Origin of the sequence: Pseudomonas sp. N2-3-1-14 (assembly GCF_041228395.1) — a bacterium.
Classification (GTDB): domain Bacteria; phylum Pseudomonadota; class Gammaproteobacteria; order Pseudomonadales; family Pseudomonadaceae; genus Aquipseudomonas.
The window spans coordinates 3,152,520-3,165,925 of record NZ_CP166199.1 but is presented as its reverse complement, the minus strand read 5'-3'; the positions used below and the strand labels follow the sequence as shown (position 1 = coordinate 3,165,925).

General features: G+C 62.6%; 12 protein-coding genes. 6 read left to right on the top strand and 6 right to left on the bottom strand.

What is annotated here, in order from left to right; translation table 11 throughout:
• The 5 genes from AB5I78_RS14500 to AB5I78_RS14480 form a co-directional block, all read right to left on the bottom strand.
• Positions 1-876, bottom strand: a complete 876-nt coding sequence (locus AB5I78_RS14500) for an ABC transporter permease (RefSeq protein ID WP_145160744.1) — start codon at positions 874-876, stop codon at positions 1-3.
• Positions 873-1,829: an ABC transporter permease gene (locus AB5I78_RS14495; protein ID WP_242196658.1), complete on the bottom strand. Its 957-nt coding sequence runs from the start codon at positions 1,827-1,829 to the stop codon at positions 873-875. The genes AB5I78_RS14500 and AB5I78_RS14495 overlap by 4 nt, the downstream gene beginning before the upstream one ends.
• 13 nt (positions 1,830-1,842) lie before the next feature.
• A complete protein-coding gene (locus tag AB5I78_RS14490; protein WP_145160741.1) occupies positions 1,843-3,480 on the bottom strand; it encodes an ABC transporter substrate-binding protein in 1,638 nt (545 codons plus the stop codon).
• A gap of 95 nt (positions 3,481-3,575) precedes the next feature.
• The gene (locus AB5I78_RS14485; protein ID WP_145160739.1) at positions 3,576-4,850 is read right to left on the bottom strand and encodes an FAD-binding oxidoreductase; all 1,275 of its coding nucleotides are present in this window, start codon (positions 4,848-4,850) and stop codon (positions 3,576-3,578) included.
• 21 nt (positions 4,851-4,871) lie between these two features.
• Entirely contained in the window at positions 4,872-5,540 is a 669-nt protein-coding gene (locus AB5I78_RS14480; protein WP_369302864.1) for a haloacid dehalogenase type II, read from the bottom strand.
• A gap of 499 nt (positions 5,541-6,039) precedes the next feature.
• Between AB5I78_RS14480 and AB5I78_RS14475 the strand changes: the two genes are divergently transcribed.
• Together AB5I78_RS14475 and AB5I78_RS14470 are read left to right on the top strand one after the other, a co-directional pair.
• The gene (locus AB5I78_RS14475) at positions 6,040-6,891 is read left to right on the top strand and encodes a GNAT family N-acetyltransferase (RefSeq protein WP_369302863.1); all 852 of its coding nucleotides are present in this window, start codon (positions 6,040-6,042) and stop codon (positions 6,889-6,891) included.
• A gap of 22 nt (positions 6,892-6,913) precedes the next feature.
• Complete coding sequence (locus tag AB5I78_RS14470; RefSeq protein ID WP_242196673.1) at positions 6,914-7,627, top strand: cupin domain-containing protein; 714 nt, start codon at positions 6,914-6,916, stop codon at positions 7,625-7,627.
• An 8-nt stretch (positions 7,628-7,635) separates the two neighbouring features.
• Here the strand turns inward: AB5I78_RS14470 and AB5I78_RS14465 are convergent, their stop codons facing one another.
• Positions 7,636-8,520, bottom strand: a complete 885-nt coding sequence (locus tag AB5I78_RS14465; protein ID WP_369302862.1) for a LysR family transcriptional regulator — start codon at positions 8,518-8,520, stop codon at positions 7,636-7,638.
• Between the two features lie 95 nt (positions 8,521-8,615).
• Here AB5I78_RS14465 and AB5I78_RS14460 point away from each other — a divergent pair, with 95 nt between their 5' ends.
• The 4 genes from AB5I78_RS14460 (at position 8,616) to AB5I78_RS14445 (ending at position 13,360) form a co-directional block, all read left to right on the top strand.
• Positions 8,616-9,752 carry a DSD1 family PLP-dependent enzyme gene (locus tag AB5I78_RS14460; RefSeq protein WP_369302861.1) on the top strand — a complete coding sequence of 379 codons (1,137 nt, stop codon included), beginning with the start codon at positions 8,616-8,618 and terminating at the stop codon, positions 9,750-9,752.
• A complete protein-coding gene (locus AB5I78_RS14455) occupies positions 9,742-10,926 on the top strand; it encodes an FAD-binding oxidoreductase (RefSeq protein ID WP_242196679.1) in 1,185 nt (394 codons plus the stop codon). Before AB5I78_RS14460 ends, AB5I78_RS14455 begins: the two co-directional genes overlap by 11 nt.
• On the top strand, positions 10,923-11,768 hold the full coding sequence (locus tag AB5I78_RS14450; RefSeq protein ID WP_145160727.1) for a GNAT family N-acetyltransferase: 846 nt from the start codon (positions 10,923-10,925) through the stop codon (positions 11,766-11,768). Before AB5I78_RS14455 ends, AB5I78_RS14450 begins: the two co-directional genes overlap by 4 nt.
• 146 nt (positions 11,769-11,914) lie before the next feature.
• Complete coding sequence (locus tag AB5I78_RS14445) at positions 11,915-13,360, top strand: aldehyde dehydrogenase family protein (protein WP_145160725.1); 1,446 nt, start codon at positions 11,915-11,917, stop codon at positions 13,358-13,360.
• Positions 13,361-13,406 lie beyond the last annotated feature (46 nt).

Below are 13,406 nucleotides of genomic sequence, written 5' to 3'. Positions count from 1 at the left end.
TCAATGGCCTCCCGTGCGTCGACTGCGTCGTGATGACAAGTAATCAATCAGCAGATTCACACCGATGGTCAGCGTGCCAATGGCCAACGCCGGAATGATGATGGCCAGCGCACCCTGATTGAGGCCGCCGATGTTTTCGCGCACCAGCGAGCCGAGGTCGGCGTCTGGCGGTTGTACGCCGAGGCCGAGAAAACTCATGCCGCTGAGCAACAGCACGATGTAGCCGAACCGCAGGCCCAGGTCGGTCAATACCGGGTTGAGTATATTCGGCAGGATCTCCATGCACGCCACGTACAAACGGCCTTCGCCGCGAGTGCGCGCAACCTGCACGTACTCCAGGGCCTCGATATTGACCGCCATGCTGCGGGCGACGCGGAACGAGCCTGGGATATAACTGATAACCGCCGTGCAGATCAGCAGCGTCACTGACGAGCCAAACGCCGAGACCATGATCAGCGCAAGCATTTTGCTTGGGATCGAGATAAAGGCATCCATGATGCGGCTGATGATCTCGTCCAGCCACTTGGGCGAGACCACTGATAGCAGCGCACACCCGGTGCCGAAGGTGCTGGCCAACAGCGCCGCCACCAGCGCCAGCCCGACGGTGAATCGCGCGCCTACCAATACCCGGCTGAGCATGTCACGCCCCAGGTAGTCGGTGCCGAACGGATGAGTGAGGCTGAAGCCTTCGAAGATGTTATCGGACACCACTTCACCCACCGGGTGGGGTGCCAGCCAGGGGCCGAACAGCGCCACCAGCAACCAGACGACGCACACAACGGCGCCCACCAGCCCCAACCAGGACGGGCCGCTGGAAACCTTGGCAAGGGCCAGCGCGGAAGACACAGGCTTGGATTTCGCAATGACCGGGTTCATTGGTTTCTCAGCCTCGGATTGGACAGGATTGCGCACAGGTCGGCGATCAGCACCAACCCCAGGTAGGCCGCGCAGAACAACATGGTGCACGCTTGTACCAGCGCCATGTCACGGTTGGTCACGGCATCGACCATCAAGCTGGCAATGCCGGGATAATTGAAGATGGTTTCGACGATCACCACCCCGCCCAGCAGGTACGACAGGCTGAGGGCGATGGCATTTGCGATCGGCCCGATCGCATTGGGCAGGGCATGGCGCAGCACAATGCGAATGGGGCTGACGCCTTTGAGTCGGGCCATTTCCACGTAGGCGCTGTCGAGCTGGTCGATCACCGCGGCGCGGGTCATGCGGGCCATTTGCGCGACGATCACGCAGCACAGCGTCATCACCGGCAAGGCATAGGTACGCATGAATTGCAGCGGTGAGGTGATGTCGCTGGCGTAAGACAGTGCCGACAACCAGCCGAGGTTGACCGCGAAAATCAGCACTGCCAGGGTTGCCACCAGAAACTCCGGCACCGCGACCATCGCCAGCGTAATAAAGCTCAGGCAGCTGTCGATGCGCCCGCCACGGCCCATCGCCGAGCCGATACCCAGTACCAGTGCCACCGGCACCGAGACCAGCGCCGTGGCGCCCGCCAGCATCAGGGTGTTGGGCACCCGGCCCGCCATCAGTTCACCCACCGGCATGGCGTTGGACACTGACACGCCCAGGTCGCCGGTGAGCAGGCTCATCAACCAGTGCAAATAACGCAATACACCGGGCTGGTCCAGCCCCAGCTTCAGGCGCAGTGCCGCCACCTGCTCAGGGGTCGCGAACTGGCCGAGGGATTGCTGCGCCGCGTCCCCCGGCAGCACCGCCGTGATCGCAAACACGACCATGGACACGATCAACAAGGTCACGGCCCCGGCGCCGAAACGCCGGGCGATCAACCACAGTGTATTGCCATTCATCGCACTGCCCTCCTCACGCGTCCAGCCACACCTGCTCGGCAAACATGTAGCCCATGAAACCGCCCAGCGGGTTGGTGCCGTATCCCTTGACGCGCTGGTCCACGCCGTCAATGTTGCTGATGAACACCGGCACGCCGATACCGCAGTGGTCGTGCACCAGGGTCTGCATGTCGCCATACATTTTGGCGCGCTTGGCGTCATCGTTTTCGCCACGGGCCAGCATCAACAGCTGGTCGAACTGATCGTTCTGCCAGCCGGATTCGTTCCACGGCGCCTTGGACTGGAAGAACTGCGAGAACATCACGTCGGCATTCGGCCGAGGGTTGATGTTGCCGAAGCTCAACGGGTGCTTCATCCAGTGGTTGGACCAGTAGCCGTCGCTCGGCAGGCGGTTCACGTCCAGCTTGAGCCCGGCCTGTTTCGCCGACTGCTGCAACAGCACGGCGATGTCCACCGAACCGGTGGCGGCAGGCGATGCCATGACCGGCATGGTGATGCTTTCCATGCCGGCTTTCTTCAGCAGGAACCTGGCTTTTTCCGGGTCGTAGACCGTCTGCGGCAGATCGGCGTTGAAGTAACGCGAACCCGGCGCGATCGGGTGGTCGTTGCCCACCACGGCAAACCCACGGAACACCGCAGATTTGACCTGCTCACGGTCGAGCAGCAGCTTCATGGCCTGGGTGAATTCCGGGCTTTTGCCGGGTAACTGGTCCTGGCGAATGATCAAGTCAGTGTAGTTGCCCGACGGCGCATCCACGACTCGGTGCTTGGTACTCGCGGCGATGCGCGTGGTGGAACGCGGGTTGACCTCGTTGATCATGTGCACGTCGCCCGACAGCAACGCGTTGACCCGCGATGGCTCGTCGGCGATGGCAATGAACTCGATCTCGTCGAGGTACGGCAAGCCCGGTTTCCAGTAGTTCTTGTTGCGCACGGCAATCGAGCGCACACCCGGCTTGAACTCACCGACAGTGAACGGGCCGGTGCCGATGCCTTTGTTGAAGTCGGTGGTGCCCTCGGGAACGATCAACAAGTGCGACACGGCGAGGATCGAAGGCAACTCGGCGTTGGGCGCGCTAAGGCGAATTTGCACCTCGTTCGGCCCGCTGGCCTTGATCTCGGCGAACTGCTCCATCAGCGGCATGACTTTGGAGCCGGTAAGCGGGTCTTTGTGGCGGTTCAGGGAGAACACCACGTCGGCGGCGGTCAGGGCCTTGCCATTGTGAAAGGTCACGTCTTTGCGCAGGGTGATGGTCCACACCGTGGCGTCGGTATTGTCGATGCGCTCAGCCAGTTCCAGTTGCGGCACCAGGTGCTTATCGAAACGGGTCAGGCCGTTGTAGAACATGTAGTGGCGTGCATAGTCGGTGGACAGCGCGCCCTTGGCCGGGTCGAGGGTGTCGGCGGTGGAGCTGGACATGCCGGCCACGCGGATCTTGCCGCCCGGCTTGCCTTTGCCCTCGGTGGCCGCTTCATCGGCGAACAATTTGCCGGCGGCGCCGAACAGGCTGCCCGCACCAGCGGCGGCGACGCCCGCAACGCCGAGCATTTGCAGGGCATTGCGGCGCGACATGCCACGGTTGAGACTTTCGAACACCCGCAGGCTTTCCTGGCCGGAGATGAGCTCGGGTGTGTTTTTGTTGTCAGTCATAGCAAGGCTACCTGTCGATAATCGGAAGAATCGAGTGCTCACGGATGTCCGGAGCGTCCTGGAAACGCAAACGACGGTCACGCAACAACGGCAACTCAGTGCAAATAGTCCTGGAAACGGTAATAGGCGCCCACGAACGGCAGGAACCAGGGTTTGCCGAAATGCCCGGGAATCGCCGGCCATTCCAGTTCACCCCACGGGTTGGCCGCCGCGTTGCCCGCCATGACGTCAGCCATGACCTGGCCCATGTGCACGGACATCTGCACGCCATGGCCGCTATAGCCCATGGAATGGAACACGCCGCCGTGCTGGCCGGCGCGGGGCAGGCGGTCGGACGTCATGTCCACCAGGCCGCCCCAGCAGTAGTCGATCTTCACGTGCGCCAACTGCGGGAACATGTTCAGCATCGCCGCCTGCAGCACCTTGCCGCTCTTGGCGTCGGAGACGCTGTCAGACATGGCAAACCGGGCACGCCCGCCAAACAGCAGGCGGTTGTCCGGGGTCAGGCGAAAATAGTTGCCGATCATGCGGCTGGTCACGTAGGCGCGGCGCAGCGGCAGCAACTGATCGATCAACGCTTGGGGCAAGACTTCGGTGACGATGACAAAACTGCCCACCGGCACAATGCGCCGACGGTACCAACCGAGGTCGCCATGCTGGCAGGCGCCGGTGGCCAGCAGCACTTGCCCGGCGTGCAGCGAGCCTTTGGCGGTGTTGACCTGATAGCCACCGGCCTGGGCCTTCCAATCCTTGACGGTAGTGTGCTCGTAGATCATCGCGCCGCGCCGCGCGGCCGCCTCGGCCAGGCCAACCCCGAAGCGACCGACATGCATCTGCACGCCGTTGCGCTGCAGCAAGCCGCCGTGGAACTGGGTCGAGTTGACTTCTGCACGGGTCTGTTCGGCGCTGAGCAACGCGACATCGGCATCCACCTCCTGGCGGATCAGCTCACAGGTGCGGGCCAGGCCTTCGTAATGCAGGGGCTTGGCCGCCAGCTTGAGCTTGCCGTTGCGCACCAGGTCGCAGGCAATCCCTTCCTGCTCGACCAACGAAACGACGGTCTGCACCGCGCTTTCATAGGCCTGGTAATAGGCGCGCGCCTTGGCGGCACCGAGGCTGGCGTGCAGCCCGGCATAATCCTGGGCCACGCCGGTGTTGCATTGGCCACCGTTGCGCCCAGAGGCCTCGCCGATCACACGGCCGGCGTCGAGCACCACCACACTCGCCCCTTTGCTCGCCAACGCACGCGCCGCCGCCAGGCCAGTGAAGCCACCACCTACCACAGCCACATCGACCTGCCCGGGCAAGCTGCCCAGTTGGGCACCGGTGAACGCCGGTGCGGTGTCGAGCCAATAGGATTCACTGCCCATGCTTTACCCCTTGGTGTGCTGTTACAGACCGACCAACGCTGGCAGCCCACCGATATCGGTGATCTGCTGGTAACCGTAAAACGCATTGCCTGGCACTTCGTGGCCACGGGCAACGAACGCTTTGTTTTTGATCTTCATGTCATGGGCCGGCATCAGGTCATAACGGAAGCTGGAAGACACATGCAAGATGTCGTCCGGGCCGCAACCCAGGTTATCGAGCATGAATTCGAAGGCGGCCAGGCGCGGCTTGTAGGCCTGGGCCTGTTCGGCAGTGAATACTTTGTGGAATGGCGCGCCGAGCTTGTCGACGTTGGACATGATCTGGCTGTCGCTGGCATTGGAGAAGATAACCAGGGGAATCTTGTCGGCAATCTTCGACAGGCCGGCCGGCACGTCCGCGTGGGGGCCCCAGGTCGGCACGGCGTCGTAATACAGCTGGCCTTCCTCGCGATACTCGATACCCCAGCGCTTGCAGGTACGGGCCAGGGCGGTCTTGAGAATTTCGTCGTAGGGGCGCCAGTCGCCCATGACCTGGTCGAGGCGGTAGGCCGAGAAGTCCTTGACGAATTGGTCCATCTGCTGAGGGGGGATACGATCGGCGAAGAGCTCGCGGGTCATGGTGCCCATATGAAAGTTGGTCAGCGTACCGTAGCAGTCGAACGTAATGAATTTGGGACGAAGAAAGCTCATGGAGTGCGGTCCTGAAGTTCGTTGAGTGTGACAAGCGTTCACTGCCCTGGCGGCGGCTTCGCCTCGTTGCAGCACAGGTTCATTACACCACTGTGAAATCAGCATATGCCGTCTAAAAAGACCTTCGCTCAATACAAACCACCGTTTTGGTGGCCGGGCTCAGCAGACTTTGCGGTACGCGCCAGGCTTGGGCAGGGCCTGTGTTTGTGCGCTTTTAGGGGGCTTTGAGGGGCAGAACGGCTTAAGGACGGGGGTGGGGGCGGCAGAAAGTGTGGCTGGCCCCGATTGCTTGCATGGCCGTGACCGCGCTATGGAGATGTACCCGGAAAACACCCTTGGCATTTGCTGCTGCCCCCCTACCCCAATTAAGTAGTAACTGTGGCCGCGCAACACACAGCCCAAGGAATCTGCCGAATATTCCCGACCCACTTGCCAGCCTCTAAAACAGGTGGGATACAAGCATCCTCGTGCTGAACAATACGCTCTATGGAGGCTCGCCATGTCCGCCCTGCCACACCCTGCTTATGTATACCGCCCCATGACCGCGGCCGACCTGCCGGCCGCCCATACCTTGTCGGTGCAACTCAAATGGCCGCACCGCCTGGAAGACTGGGCCATGTTGCAACGTGTCAGCGACGGTTTCGTGGTGATGGATGGCGAGCGCCTGATCGGCAGCGCCTTCGCCTGCCCCCAGGGCGACTACGCCACCATCGGTTTGGTGATCGTGAGCAATGACTACCAGGGCCAGGGCATCGGCCGTCGTTTGATGGAAAAAGCCCTCGCCGCCTGCGATGCGCGCACGCCGGTCCTCAACGCCACCCTCGCCGGCGCCCCGCTGTATACCAGCCAGGGGTTCGTCGAATTTGGGCGAGTGCAACAGCATCAGGGCCAGGCGTTGGTGCCCGCCCTGCCGGGACTGGCCGATGGCGAAACCTGCCGCGCCCTGCACGCCGACGACCACCCCAGCCTGCTCGCGCTGGCCAAAGCCGCCAGTGGCCTGGACCGCCGCGAAGTACTGCGCGACCTGCAGGTGGAGCACGCGGTGGGCATCGAGCGCGATGGCCAGCTACGCGGCTTCGCCCTGCTGCGGCCGTTTGGTCGTGGGCGCTGCATCGGCCCGGTGGTTGCCGAAAACATCGATCAGGCCAAGCACTTGATCGCGGTACTGCTGGCCCAGGTGCCGGATGCCTTTGTCCGCATCGACATTCCCGTCACATGCGGCCTCAGCGACTGGCTCGAATACGCCGGGCTGAAGAACATCGACACCGTCGCGCAGATGGCTCTGGGCACGCCGCCCCGGGCCAGCCACGGCGTACACCCCTTTGCCCTGATCACTCAGGCGATCGGCTGACTTTCCTCCCGGAGCATTCCCCATGTCATCTCCCCGTATCCTGCTGTTGGCTCGCGCCGACGGCAGCCGCGTTGCCACGTCTTTCAATACCGGCGCCTTGAGCGCGCTGGACCCCTTCGGCGACACCCGCCAACTCGCCTGGCTGGGCGATGATGGCGTGTCCGCAGGGCTGGTGACATTCAGCGGCGAAGCCGTGATCGAAGGCTTCCCCCACAGCGAAACACTGGTGGTACACGCAGGCCATGTGCTGCTCGGCAGCGCAGACCAGACACTGGAGCTGGGGGTCGGCAGCAGCGCCGTGATCGGTCGTGGCACACGCCTTACAGTGCAGGCGAGCGCAGGCAGCCAATGGGCGTTCTGCGCCGTCGACCAAGCCGATGCTCCGGCGCGTCCGGGCCTGACCTTGCTTGCCCCGCATACCCTGCTCAATCCCTCCGCCGCGCCCGAACCACAGATCCTGATCGGCCCTACCCCGCAGTGCCGCGCGTTCAACCTGTTCGATGATGAGGTCACTGAGCTGCGCATCGGCATCTGGGACTCGACGCCCTACGCCCGCCACGGCCGCCCGCACAAACTGCATGAATTGATGCACCTGCTCGAAGGCAGCGTCACGCTGCAAGACGACGAGGGAGTTGCGGTGACGGTCAACCGTGGCGACACGGTATTCGTGGCCAAAGGTGCGCCGTGTGCCTGGAACAGCACGGTGTATGTACGCAAGGTCTACGCCGTGAAATAAGGCGCAAATCAGACTTTCAGCGCCTCCTCCATAAACGCCACCAATGCCTGGACGCGCGGGCTGCGAAGCTTTCGCGACGGCACCAGGAGGATGATCGGCGCACTGTCAAAACTCCAGTCTGCCAACACGCGCACCAGGCTGCCGCTGGCAACGGCGTCGCTGACATCCCACTGCGAACGCAACACCAACCCCAAGCCTTGCTCGGCCCATCGCCGGGCAACGCTTCCATCATTGCTCAGCAACGCCGGCTCCACGCGCAGCGTCTTGCGGCCCTGCCCCTTGCGCAGGTGCCAGAGCGTAACGTCCTCATCATTTTCACGAATGCAAATGCAGCGATGGGACGCCAGTTCGTCCGGTGATGACGGTACACCGTGGGCTTGCAGGTAGGCTGGGCTCGCGCATAGCCAACGCTCGTTTGGCGTGAGCGACCGCGCCGTCCACAGGCTGTCGTTGAGATGGCCGATGTGAATCACCGCATCGCTGTCATGACGATCAGGCCAGGGGGTCTCGCGCAGATCCAGGTGCAGGCACAGCTGGGGGTGCATCCTGGCAAAGCGCGCCAACAGCGGTGCGATTCGCTGCCGACCATAGCCAAATGGCGCCGCCAACCTCAAGGTGCCCACCAGCGTTTCGTCCTTTTGCCTGAAGGACTCCGGCAGCGCTTCGAGCTGCTCCAGCAGCAGCGCACTTTCTCGCGAGAACCGCTCGCCATCTGCCGTAAGGCTGAGGCGTCGGGCGTCGCGATTGGCCAGGGTCAGCCCCAGGAAGGTCTCCAGTTTACGCAGGCGCATGGAGAGCGCCGGCGGAGTGACGTTCAGGGCTCGGGCCGCAGCGCTCAGTGATTCAGAGCGCGCAAGGGTGACGGCCAGACGCAGGTCTTCGATAGAAATCATTCAATTTTACTTAATGATTGATTAGTCATGATTGAACCACAACTTAAGGACAGCTGAGTAGAGTGCCGCCTGTACCCAGTCACTCGAGTTCCGCCATGTCCATGCAGATTGCCTCCCTAGACACACCTGTCGCACTCATCGACCTTACGCGAATGCAGCACAACATCCAGCGTATGCAAGAGCGCATGGGCACCCTTGGCGTACGTTTGCGCCCGCACATCAAAACCAGCAAGTGCTTGCCGGTGATCCAGGCACAGATTGACGCAGGCGCCAGCGGCGTCACGGTTTCCACCCTCAAAGAGGCCGAGCGTTGTTTCGCCGCAGGCATCAGCGATGTGTTCTACGCCGTTGCCATAGCGCCGGGCAAACTGCCTCAGGCCCTGGCCCTGCGGCGCAGAGGCTGCAACTTGAGCCTGCTCACCGACAGCGTCTCAGGCGCTCGCGCCATCGTCGCGTTCGCACAGCAATATGACGAACGCTTCGACGTATGGATCGAGATCGATTGCGACGGCCATCGCTCAGGCCTGGCCGCGCAAGACCCTGTGCTGATTGAGGTGGCGCACCTGCTCAACGACGGCGGTATGCGCCTGCGGGGGGTGATGACCCACGCGGGCTCCAGTTACGAGCTGGACACCCTCGAAGCCCTGCAGGCGCTGGCCGAACAGGAACGTGCCCTCTGCGTCAGCGCCGCCCGCACCATCCGCGAAGCCGGGCTGGCGTGCGCCGAGGTCAGTATCGGCTCAACCCCCACGGCCCTCTCGGCCCTGAACCTGGACGGTGTCACCGAAGTGAGGGCGGGCGTGTATGTGTTCTTTGACCTGGTGATGCGTAACATTGGCGTGTGTCGGGCCGACGAGTTGGCACTCAGCGTACTGACCACGGTGATCGGCCATCAGCCGGACAAAGGCTGGATCATTACTGACGCCGGCTGGATGGCCATGAGCCGTGACCGTGGCACACAGCGCCAGCGCCAGGACTTCGGTTATGGCCAAGTGTGTACCGAAGCCGGCGACTGGATCGACGGTGCGCTGGTCACGGGCGCCAACCAGGAACATGGCATCGTCACCCTGGGCTCCGCCGCCATTGACGACCTTGTTACGCGCTTCCCCATCGGCAGCCGGCTGCGCATCCTCCCCAACCATGCCTGCGCCACCGGCGCGCAGTTCCCGGACTATCACGCCGTGGACGCCAAAGGCGGCGTACACATCTGGAGCCGCCTCCATGGCTGGTAATCAATCAGGTTCGAAAAGCCAGGTGCTGATTATCGGTGGCGGCATCATGGGCGCCTCGTCGGCGTTTTTCCTGCGGCGGCGCGGCTGCTCGGTCACGCTGCTGGAACGCGACCAGATCGGTCAGTACGCCAGCGGTGTGAACTTCGGCAACGTGCGCCGCCAGGGCCGCTACCTGGGGCAACTGGAGCTGGCCAATCGTTCTTGGGCGCTGTGGAAACGCCTGCCCGAGCTGATCGATGACGACCTGGAGTTCATCCCCAGTGGCCACATGCGCGTGTGCTATCGCGAAGATGAAATCGCTGAACTTGAGGCCTACGCCGCCGCGTCGGAAGCCGCGCAACTGGACCTGAAAATCTATCGCGGCGCCGAGCTGCACCGGCGCTTTGGTTTCCTCGGCCCAGAGGTGAAAGGCGGCTCCTATGCGCCTCACGATGGTCACGCCAACCCGCGCCTCGCAGCGCCGGCGTTTGCCCGTGCAGCCCGGCGTCTCGGGGCACGAATCGAGGAAAAGACCGAAGTCGCCGACGTGGAAAAGGTCAATGGTTTATTCCAGGTCACCACCACCGACGGGCAGTTGTTCGTCGCCGAGCAGCTGTTGATTACAGCCGGTGCCTGGGCTGCCCGCTTGTCCGAGCGCTTTGGTGAGCCGGTACCGCTGGAGCCCAACGGCCCGCAGATGTCGGTCACGGAACCGGTGCCCTACGCCTTGCCGACCGTGATCGGTGTGTTCACCAAAATCAAGGAAGAGGTGATCTACTTCCGCCAGATCCCGCGCGGCAACATCATCATCGGCGGCGGCAACCGCTGTACGCCGGACATGATCAACCGACGGGCGTTTTTCAAACCCGAAAGCCTGCTCAACCAGATGCGCCAAATGCGGCGACTGTTACCGGGGGCCGAGAAGCTGAACATCATTCGTGTGTGGAGCGGTATCGAGAGCTACACCCCGGACTCCCTACCGGTGATGGGCCCGAGCGGCAGCGTGGACGGGTTGTTTTATGCCTTCGGCTTCTGTGGGCACGGCTTCCAGCTCGGCCCGGGCGTGGGGGATGTAATGGCCGAGCTGATCAGCACCGGCAGCACCAGCACCTTGATCAGCCCCTTCGATATCCGGCGGTTTACCCAACCTTCTACGGTGCCTGCAAACGCCCCCACTACAGGAAAACTGATATGAGCCACTCCTACGTTTATCGCACAGTCACCGCCGCCGACATGCCCGCCGCCCACGCACTGTCCGTGCACCTGAAATGGCCTCACCGCGAGGAAGACTGGGCGATGGTGCAGCGCACGTCCGAAGGCTTTGTCGCCGAACATGAGGGTAAGCTGGTGGGCGTGGCGTTCGCCTGCCATCAGGGGGCTTATTCCTCCATCGGTCTGGTGATTGTGAGTGATCAACACCAAGGCAAAGGCATCGGGCGCCAGCTGATGAACCTGTGCCTGGACGCTACGGGCCCGCGTACGCCGATCCTCAACGCAACCGAATCAGGGGCGCCGCTGTACACCAGCCTGGGCTTCGTCGACTTTGCGCACATTCAGCAACATCAGGGCGTACCGCACGCTCCGGCACCAATGCCGTTGACCCGGCATGCGCACTGTCGCGTATTGAGCCTGGCTGATTACCCCACGGTGATCGAACTGGCCAATGCCGGCAGCGGCCTGGACCGCACCCAGGTACTCAACGACCTGCTGTCTACGGCCGAGCACGTGGTCGGCATTGAGGTCGAAGGGCAACTCAATGGTTGCGCCCTGCTCCGCCGATTTGGTCGGGGCCATATCGTGGGTCCTGTCGTTGCACACAATCAGGAACAGGCCCAACAGTTGATCACTCACCTGCTGCGGTTGATCCCGGGTCAGTTCGTGCGCTTCGACATTCCCACCGCCTGCGGGTTGGCCGACTGGCTGGAGAGCCTGGGGCTGCCATGCGTCGACAAAGCGCCGCGAATGGTACGGGGTGTGCCCCCGCAATCAAGCGGCGGCATCAACCAGTTTGCGCTGGTGACGCAAGCAATCGGCTAGGTCGCAAAGCCAGCCTGCCAGATTCAGCAGATTATCCCTTGCAGCGTTGAATAACGGCATCTTCGGGCTGAAACCTTTTGCTAGCTTAGCGAGACACCGGGCCTTGCTGTTCGCAGCGCCTATTGCCGCTCCAGGGAGCCAGTTGGATGACCATACACGCGTCGAACAAAACGTCTCAGCAGCTTTATATCGACGGCTGCTGGGTTTCCCCGACCATTGCCGCCAGTTTGCCGGTGGTCAACCCGGCCAATGAGGAGGTGGTTGCACAGGTCGCAAGCGGGTCTGCCGAGGATGTGGATCGTGCCGTTGCGGCAGCACGTGCGGCGTTCGCCGGTTGGTCTGCAACGCCCGCGGCATCTAGGGCGTTGGTGCTTGGGAAAATCCACGAGCTTATCCTTGAGCGCAAAGAGCAGCTTGCACAGGCGCTCTCCTTGGAAATGGGCGCCGCCATCGGCTTCGCTCGGGCAATGCAAGTGCCGTTGGCGGCCGAACACGTTCGGGTCGCTCGTGATTTGCTGTCCAGCTATCGCTTCCAGACGGTGGAAGGCGGTACCGCCATCCAGCGCGAGCCCATAGGCGTCTGCGGTCTAATCACGCCGTGGAACTGGCCGTTGTATCAGATCACCGCCAAAGTCGCCCCGGCCATCGCCGCAGGCTGCACCGTGGTCTTGAAACCCAGCGAACTGTCGCCGCTGAGTGCCCTGCTGTTTGCACAACTGGTGCATGACGCAGGCCTGCCGCCCGGGGTGTTCAACCTCGTCAATGGAAGCGGTGCCCAGGTTGGCGCAGCCATGGCGGCACATCCGGATATCGATATGATCTCAATCACCGGCTCCAACCGCGCAGGCGCGCTGGTTGCCCAAGCGGCAGCCCCTACGGTGAAACGCGTCACCCAGGAACTGGGGGGCAAGTCGCCGAATGTGTTGCTGCCCGACGCCGACTTCGCTAAGGCTGTACCGCTGGGGGTGATGTCCGCGTTTCGCAACGTCGGGCAATCGTGCAGCGCTCCGACCCGCATGATCGTGCCAAAAAACCGTTTGGCCGAGGTCGAAGCCCTGGCGGCGGCGACTGCAAATGCGCTCATGGTTGGCGACCCGCAATCGGAAGACACGCAATTGGGGCCCATCGCCAACGAAGCCCAGTTCAATCGCGTCCAGGCGATGATCCAGGCAGGCCTCGACGAGGGTGCGAAACTGGTGTGCGGTGGGCCTGGGCGTGTGCTGGGTTTTGACAAGGGTTTTTATACCCGTCCCACGGTTTTCTCCGACGTGAACAGCGCCATGCGCATTGCCCAGGAAGAAATCTTCGGCCCGGTGCTGTGCATCATTGCGTATGAGACGGTGGATGAAGCCGTCGCCATCGCCAACGACACGGTATACGGTTTGGGCGCCCACGTTCAGGGCCACGACTTGACGCAGGCACGTGCCGTGGCGTCGCGTATTCGTGCGGGCCAAGTGCACCTGAACTACCCCGCGTGGAATCCGATGGCGCCGTTTGGTGGCTACAAGCGCTCAGGGAATGGTCGGGAGTATGGCGTGCAGGGGTTTGAGGAGTATTTGGAAACCAAGGCTATTATTGGATTTGGTGAATGAGTCATGGGCCTGTGGCGAGGGCTTAATTTTGCAGGCATGGAAAAGC